The organism is Phormidium sp. CCY1219 (genome assembly GCF_055795085.1).
In genome coordinates, this window is sequence record NZ_JAYFEQ010000452.1 from 1 (window position 1) to 6,328 (window position 6,328).

8 protein-coding genes and 1 tRNA gene are annotated in these 6,328 nt (G+C 47.7%); 6 read left to right on the forward strand and 3 right to left on the reverse strand.

The window, feature by feature from the left end:
• The 5 genes from AC0QH1_RS10995 to AC0QH1_RS11015 form a co-directional block, all read left to right on the forward strand.
• Positions 1–431 (forward strand): hypothetical protein (locus AC0QH1_RS10995; RefSeq protein ID WP_324631142.1); only part of this gene is annotated, 431 nt, incomplete at its 5' end.
• Positions 432–907: 476 nt separating this feature from the next.
• Complete coding sequence (locus AC0QH1_RS11000; RefSeq protein ID WP_324631143.1) at positions 908–1,036, forward strand: hypothetical protein; 129 nt, start codon at positions 908–910, stop codon at positions 1,034–1,036.
• 384 nt (positions 1,037–1,420) lie between these two features.
• Positions 1,421–1,561 (forward strand): hypothetical protein, encoded by a 141-nt coding sequence (locus AC0QH1_RS11005; protein ID WP_324631144.1) that lies wholly within the window; start codon positions 1,421–1,423, stop codon positions 1,559–1,561.
• A gap of 276 nt (positions 1,562–1,837) precedes the next feature.
• Positions 1,838–2,242 (forward strand): HNH endonuclease signature motif containing protein, encoded by a 405-nt coding sequence (locus AC0QH1_RS11010; RefSeq protein ID WP_324631145.1) that lies wholly within the window; start codon positions 1,838–1,840, stop codon positions 2,240–2,242.
• A gap of 192 nt (positions 2,243–2,434) precedes the next feature.
• Positions 2,435–2,507, forward strand: a tRNA-Thr gene (locus AC0QH1_RS11015).
• 515 nt (positions 2,508–3,022) lie between these two features.
• Here the strand turns inward: AC0QH1_RS11015 and asnS are convergent.
• Both asnS and AC0QH1_RS11025 read right to left on the reverse strand, forming a co-directional pair.
• Positions 3,023–4,411, reverse strand: a complete 1,389-nt coding sequence (asnS, locus tag AC0QH1_RS11020; RefSeq protein WP_324631146.1) for an asparagine--tRNA ligase — start codon at positions 4,409–4,411, stop codon at positions 3,023–3,025.
• 74 nt (positions 4,412–4,485) lie between these two features.
• Positions 4,486–4,902, reverse strand: coding sequence for a sll0565 family protein (locus tag AC0QH1_RS11025; RefSeq protein WP_324631147.1), 417 nt, complete (start codon positions 4,900–4,902; stop codon positions 4,486–4,488).
• Positions 4,903–4,965: 63 nt separating this feature from the next.
• Between AC0QH1_RS11025 and AC0QH1_RS11030 the strand changes: the two genes are divergently transcribed.
• Positions 4,966–5,283, forward strand: a complete 318-nt coding sequence (locus tag AC0QH1_RS11030; protein ID WP_324631148.1) for a DUF6439 family protein — start codon at positions 4,966–4,968, stop codon at positions 5,281–5,283.
• Positions 5,284–5,411: 128 nt separating this feature from the next.
• Here the strand turns inward: AC0QH1_RS11030 and AC0QH1_RS11035 are convergent, their stop codons facing one another.
• Complete coding sequence (locus tag AC0QH1_RS11035) at positions 5,412–5,864, reverse strand: ATP-binding protein (RefSeq protein WP_324631149.1); 453 nt, start codon at positions 5,862–5,864, stop codon at positions 5,412–5,414.
• Between the last annotated feature and the right edge of the window lie 464 nt (positions 5,865–6,328).

Here is a 6,328-nt window from a genome sequence, read left to right on the forward strand (position 1 = left end):
CATTTTCCGACAATTGGGGCGATTCAGACGAATCGATTAGCCGCAGCTTAGGTGCAGGGACTTATTATGTTGGAGTTTTTCCCTACCGCACAACAAGATATAACACGAAATACACGTTAAGGCTGATTGCTGATGGCGGAACTACAGCTCAAAGTCCAAGCGCAATTAACCTCGGTGACAGTGCGATCGCATCTTTTAAAAACGACCCCCTGACGGATAGCGGCAATTTGAATGAAGCCAATTTGTCAGCAATTGAAACCTTCACTCCGACTGCTAATCTTGACCCGGGGAATGGCTTAATTAACACCGTAGCTGGCGATTTACCAGATGTCGCGACTGTGGATATTGTAGGAGTGGAAGCGGAGTTGAGCAACATTTTCAGCCCAAACGGGGCGAGTGTTAATCCCAGCAATTCGTTAAGTTTTGTATAGAAAAAATACAAGTGGTGTCCGAGGGGACATTTTTCTGGAAAATCGGATAAACTGCAATTCACCGGGTTCTCCTGTAGCAGGAGAAATCCGGTTATTTCTCTCTCGGGCGTCGGTTCACAGAGACGGGGACTAAAGTCCCCGCCTCATAGATCAAGTCGTCTAAAGACGACTGGAATATGTTACAATTCCCAGACGGGGACTAAAGTCCCCGCCTCATAGCTCAAGTCGTCTAAAGACGACTGGAATATGTGACAGAAAATTGGCAAATATTGCTTGTTTTTCTCTCGTTTCTCTGGGTTATAGGCTCTAGCATAGGCACCCTCCCTCCCGGTGAATATGGCGGTAGAGTTTGCACCTTGGCTGATATCCAGTGGCGTTGAATGCGGTGCGTTTGATGCGTGTTAAATTGGCAAGCGTTACGAATTAAATTGGAGATAAAAATAGAGATTTATGGACAATCGATGGGAGATAAAGTGATGAAATGGCGAAGCGCGATCGCAATTTTGCCCCTATTATCCAGCGCGATCGCCCTGCGACTCTCCCGCGCTCAAATTTTTGACTTACTTACTCTAGTAAAATTGAAAGCAATTCATCCCGGAGAATAGTCAGCCCGTAGTCGATCGCATTATTAACTGTCGATTTCATCAAACAAAAAAAACTCTAACAATTGTAAAATTTCTTAAAAAAAAGTAAATTTTGGTGTAATTTAAACCCACAAACTATTCGCCTTTTCATGCCCAAATAAAGTTCATTTTTAAGGGTACAAATTTTATTTACGATACTTTTCTATTTTTGGCGAATTTAGTAAGTTAAATGTTCTCGCTAATTGTGGCCTTAAGGCGAGAATGCACTCTCGGCGATCGCCCCTTCTGTGACTTCACCAATTTTCTACCCCTTTCAAGGACAAGGGCTGGAGGCAAAAACGAGGTTTTTCGCCAACCTAGTTTTGCTATAATTACTACATAATGTTGACAATCAAGAGAAACAAAATGAAAACCAAGAACAGAAAACTGGCGTTTTTTGTTTTGATTATGCTCGGAATGGCTGTGGCTTGTCCCCTTTGTCCGGGCGTCAATGTGGTAGACTCTCACCCCAACGCTTCCCTCCCCGGGGGATTTAGCGGACAATAAGCCACTGCGGCGATCGCCCTTTCTCGAGTTCTGCGATCGCCCATTCATCCCAATTCATTGGCTAACTTGACCACAAGACCACCAAATTTACTCAACGCGGCTTTCTCCTAAAACGTTCTTTGCGTGAAGGTTAAATTCTACTAGAATATTTTTATTTTTCAACCCATTGAGGCAATCTTTACTCTTGAATAAGAGTTGCTTATTTCCTTCAAGTGTGGACTGGTTTAAACATAGGGTAATCTAGTAAAAATGAATTGATGAGGGCAAAGTATGCCGATGCCAAAAAAGTCGAGAAAAGCCTGCTTAAACTGTGGAAAACCAACCAAAAGAACGGTGGATACATATTGCGATCGAGCCTGTCATAACGAACATAAATACAAGGTGTATATTGCCGCTTGGTTAGCGGGGGAAGAAAGTGGTGGCAAAAAACACGGGAATGTGTCTAATTATGTGAAGAGGTATTTAGTTGAGCAATATGGTGAAAAATGTTCTATCTGTGGGTGGTGTGCAGTCAATCCCCATACCGGGAAAATTCCGGTGGAAGTAGACCATATCGATGGCAACTGGCAAAACAACTCCCCCGACAACCTGCGTCTGTTGTGCCCGAATTGCCATTCGCTAACAGCAACCTACAAAGCACGCAATAAAGGAAAAGGTCGGAATTGGCGTCGGTTTCAGTAACTCGTATAATATGAGGACAGGCAGTGACGCCCTGATGAATTGGCGTGCCTAATTCACCTATCTTCATCCCCAGAAGTCCTCCGCAGTGGGGATTACAACCCACTCCAGAGGCGATCGCTAATTTAAGATCGGGTCAATTCTCATGCATAGGGTTGCCAAGGTGACGCTGCATCTGTTATAGTGGCTTGTAATGCTGGTGTAGCTCAGCTGGTAGAGCAACGCACTTGTAATGCGTGGGGCGCAGGTTCAAATCCTGTCACCAGCTTTATTTCAGCCTCTCAGGTCACTTGCCGAACTGTAGCCGATCGCGGCTCTCTGCGGTGAAATTGGAGCCAATTTTTCGGTTTTCTGCCCTCTGCCGTAGGTCTGTGACTTCCCCATCCGTTCCCTCAGATTAACACCTGACAATTCTTTTGGGGTCAACGCTTCCACGGAGGTTACAGATTGACAACAGGATAAAAAGCAGTCGGCGGTTCGCGAAACAGGTTGCGCCGACAACAGCGCAGGGGCGATTCCCCGGGAGTTGCAAACGCAGACAGCGATCGTGTGTGGTAATATGGAGCGATTTGCCCCAAATCTGCGCTTAGTGGAGAACGAGACCCTCCTGTCCTTGAAACTGGCTAGAGAGACATGCTCGCGAGTATAGCTCATCAGCGATCGCTCCTTTGCTCAAATTAGCAATATGCAACTTATGGCTTGACAAAATCGGAAAAATATGGTAATAAATCCCGATCGACGAAATTGGGGTCAGGGAATTCCCCAACCCCAGGAAAGAAGGGACTAAAACTCGATAGTCAGCGGTGCGCGGGGGAAGGGAATCACATCGCGGATATTTGCCATGCCCGTCATAAACTGCACCAGACGCTCGAATCCCAACCCGAAACCGGCATGTTCCACGGTTCCGTAGCGGCGCAAGTCCATATACCACCAATAATTGTCGATGTCAAGACCTTGGGCTTTAATTCGCCGTTCCAGGACATCCAGGCGTTCTTCCCGCTGGGAACCGCCCACAATTTCGCCAATTTTCGGTGCGAGGATATCCATCGCCGCCACAGTTTTCTCATCATCGTTCAAGCGCATGTAGAACGCCTTAATCCCGATGGGATAATCCGTAACGATAACCGGTTTTTTAAAGTATTTCTCAGCCAGATAGCGTTCGTGTTCCGACTGCAAATCCAGTCCCCATTCCACCGGGAACTCGAATTTTTTGTTAGACTTTTCCAACAATTCGACCGCCTTCGTATAAGAAATCCGCTCGAACTGGTTGTTAATAATATTGTCAGCGGTTTCCAACACCGTCTTATCGATCCGCTTATTGAAGAATTCCATATCCTCCGGACAATTCTCCAACACAGATTTAAAGACATACTTCAAGAACGCCTCAGCCAAATCCATATCCCCGGTCAAGTCGCAGAACGCCATTTCCGGTTCCACCATCCAAAACTCAGCCAAATGGCGAGAAGTGTTGGAGTTTTCCGCGCGAAACGTCGGCCCAAACGTGTAGACATTGCTAAACGCCATCGCCATCACTTCCGCTTCCAACTGACCGCTCACCGTCAAGTAAGCCGGTTTGCCAAAAAAGTCCTGAGAGTAATCCACATCATCGCTATCCAAGCGCGGCACATCCTTAAGATTGAGACTCGTTACCGCCAACATTTCCCCCGCCCCTTCGCAGTCGCTGGCGGTGATAATGGGGGTATGAACCCAGAGAAAGCCGCGTTCTTGGAAAAACTGGTGAATGGCGTTAGCGACGGCGTTGCGAACCCGGAACACCGCACCCAGGGTATTGGTGCGACCGCGCAGATGACCGATCGCCCGTAAAAACTCAAACGAGTGACGTTTTTTCTGGAGGGGATAGGTTTCCGGATCCGAATCGCCAAACACCTTAATCTCAGAGGCTTTCAGTTCGATCCGCTGTCCTTTCGCTGGGGATTCCACCAGCACTCCAGACACTTGCACCGACGCGCCGGTGTTGGATTGTTTGAGGACATTCTCGTACTCGGGCAAGTCTTTATCGAGGACAACTTGCAGGTTTGCCATTGAGGAGCCATCATTGACTTCCATGAAGGCAAACTCTTTCAGTTCTCGTTTAGTGCGAATCCACCCTTGAACCATGATGGACTCATCGGGTTGACCGCTTCGCAAAATTTCAGCAATCCGTCGTTTCATTAGATGAGGTTGAGATGTTAAGTCACAGTTATTAACGAAAGAGCCAAAGGGTCGATTGAAATAAGCATCAACCTTCAACTGGCACAGGCTTTCAATACCCAGCCTACAATAATGCCGAGGCCACCAAAGCGAACCGCTTGCCAAAAGGGTTCTTTGAGGCTGCTCAGGGAGAATAATTCGCTTTCCAGGTTGAGTTCGAGAGTTTCGAGTTGGGATTGGATTTGGCGCAGTTCTTCTTTGAGTTCCGGGAGGCGGGAGGGGTTGGAACCGCGATTTTGACGCAGTTCCCGGCGTAGGTTCTCGCGTCGATGCTCGAGTTGTTGCTGCTGCTGACGATCGCGCCGCACTTGAGCCAAGCGTTCTTGGAGGGAAACGAGCGATCGCTGAGCGTCTTGGATACCCGCATCGAGTTCCGCCAAATCGCTCATCGAGCCATCATTGGTGGAGCGATCGTTGGGAGAAGGGGGGGAAGGTTCTGGAGGGGAAGTCATCCGGAAAACAGAAAAATCGATACATTAAGAATGAGAGACATTGGTTAAATTTATTTTGGCATCATGGCTAATCCCACTCCCACACCCCCAAAAACGAGTTCTGGTTTGCACAGTCCCACCTCTGCGAAATTGCAGGAATTTAGCACCCTGGAATTAGCGCAAGCATTAGCAGAGCGAGTGACGCTGATGGAAACAGATTGGCATCGATTGAAGTCGAATCGGAAAGTGCGTGCCACAGAGCAAGCGGCCACCGCGTTGGTGTTTTTGCTAAAAAACAACCCCGAGGAAGCCTTGCTGAGGCTACAGCAGGCCACCGGGTGGCTCGATCGCTCCCTGAGTGCGCCGCCTTGTCCGACTCATGGTGCGCCGAAGGAAAAATAGTGCAGTTAGCTGAGAATTGCTAGGCAATTTTGGGTAAAGCTAACAGTGGCGCGGTGGGAAGTAACGGATTGGAGGCTTAGCCTCTCCGTGCTTTCCCCGCTTCCGAGCCGATTTTACCCAGGCTGGGCTTATTGAACCAACGGTAAGCGATAGGTATTATTAAAGTGTTTGCAAAGTTTTAGTTCTCTCGTGTTATCATTCCAATCCACTCGGTCGAAGATTTGGTGTAAAATAAATAACCCTCTCCCACATTCTCCCTCCTCATGGGGGATCTTCTCCCGAGGGTTGTCATTGCAAGCACAAGCGCAGGTAAAACCATTGCCTTGGTCTGAGATGACCCACCAATATTCCTCGGAACTGGCATAAAAACGAACCACAACGGTTTTACTCGGATCTAATTGATTTCCATGTTTAGCCGCATTAACTAACGCTTCCTGAAGTCCCAGTCTAATTTCCGCGTGCCATTGGCGTGGAATTTCTGCTAGTAGCAGATCCAGGATTGGGCAAAGATAGAGCGTGGAAGCAAAACTGATCGTGTTCCAAGTGCGCCCTACTGTTGGACGAGGTGAAATAGCAATCACTGAAAAAACCCCGCAGCTTTGATAAAGATAGACATTAAGTTTGTGAAAGTAATGACCCTGAAGACACCCTACTGGTCATGTTGTACCCAAACTCGAGTCAGTCAAAAATTTGCATGAAAGCGCTCGGAGTCGATCGCGCAGGCGTCAGAAATCACCGATGCATATCCACCAGCAACTTGCCAATAGAGGTTTATTTGATAGTCAAGCATTGGAATCTACCTGGCAGGTACAAGGAGTGCAAAATTAAGCCATTGGGACTGACCGTCAAGGGGGGCATGAAAACCCCAGTCAATGCAGTTAGGTGGTGGGTTTAAACCACCGCAAGCTGTTCGCGGTATTTTTCCGGGCCAAATGTGACAAATCATGGTTATGACCTGAATCACTAATTAGTTAAACTAAGCAATTCCGTCACCAGAACTACTCGTCTTCAAAACCGGACTTGAGACTTTCACCTCATCCGGGGA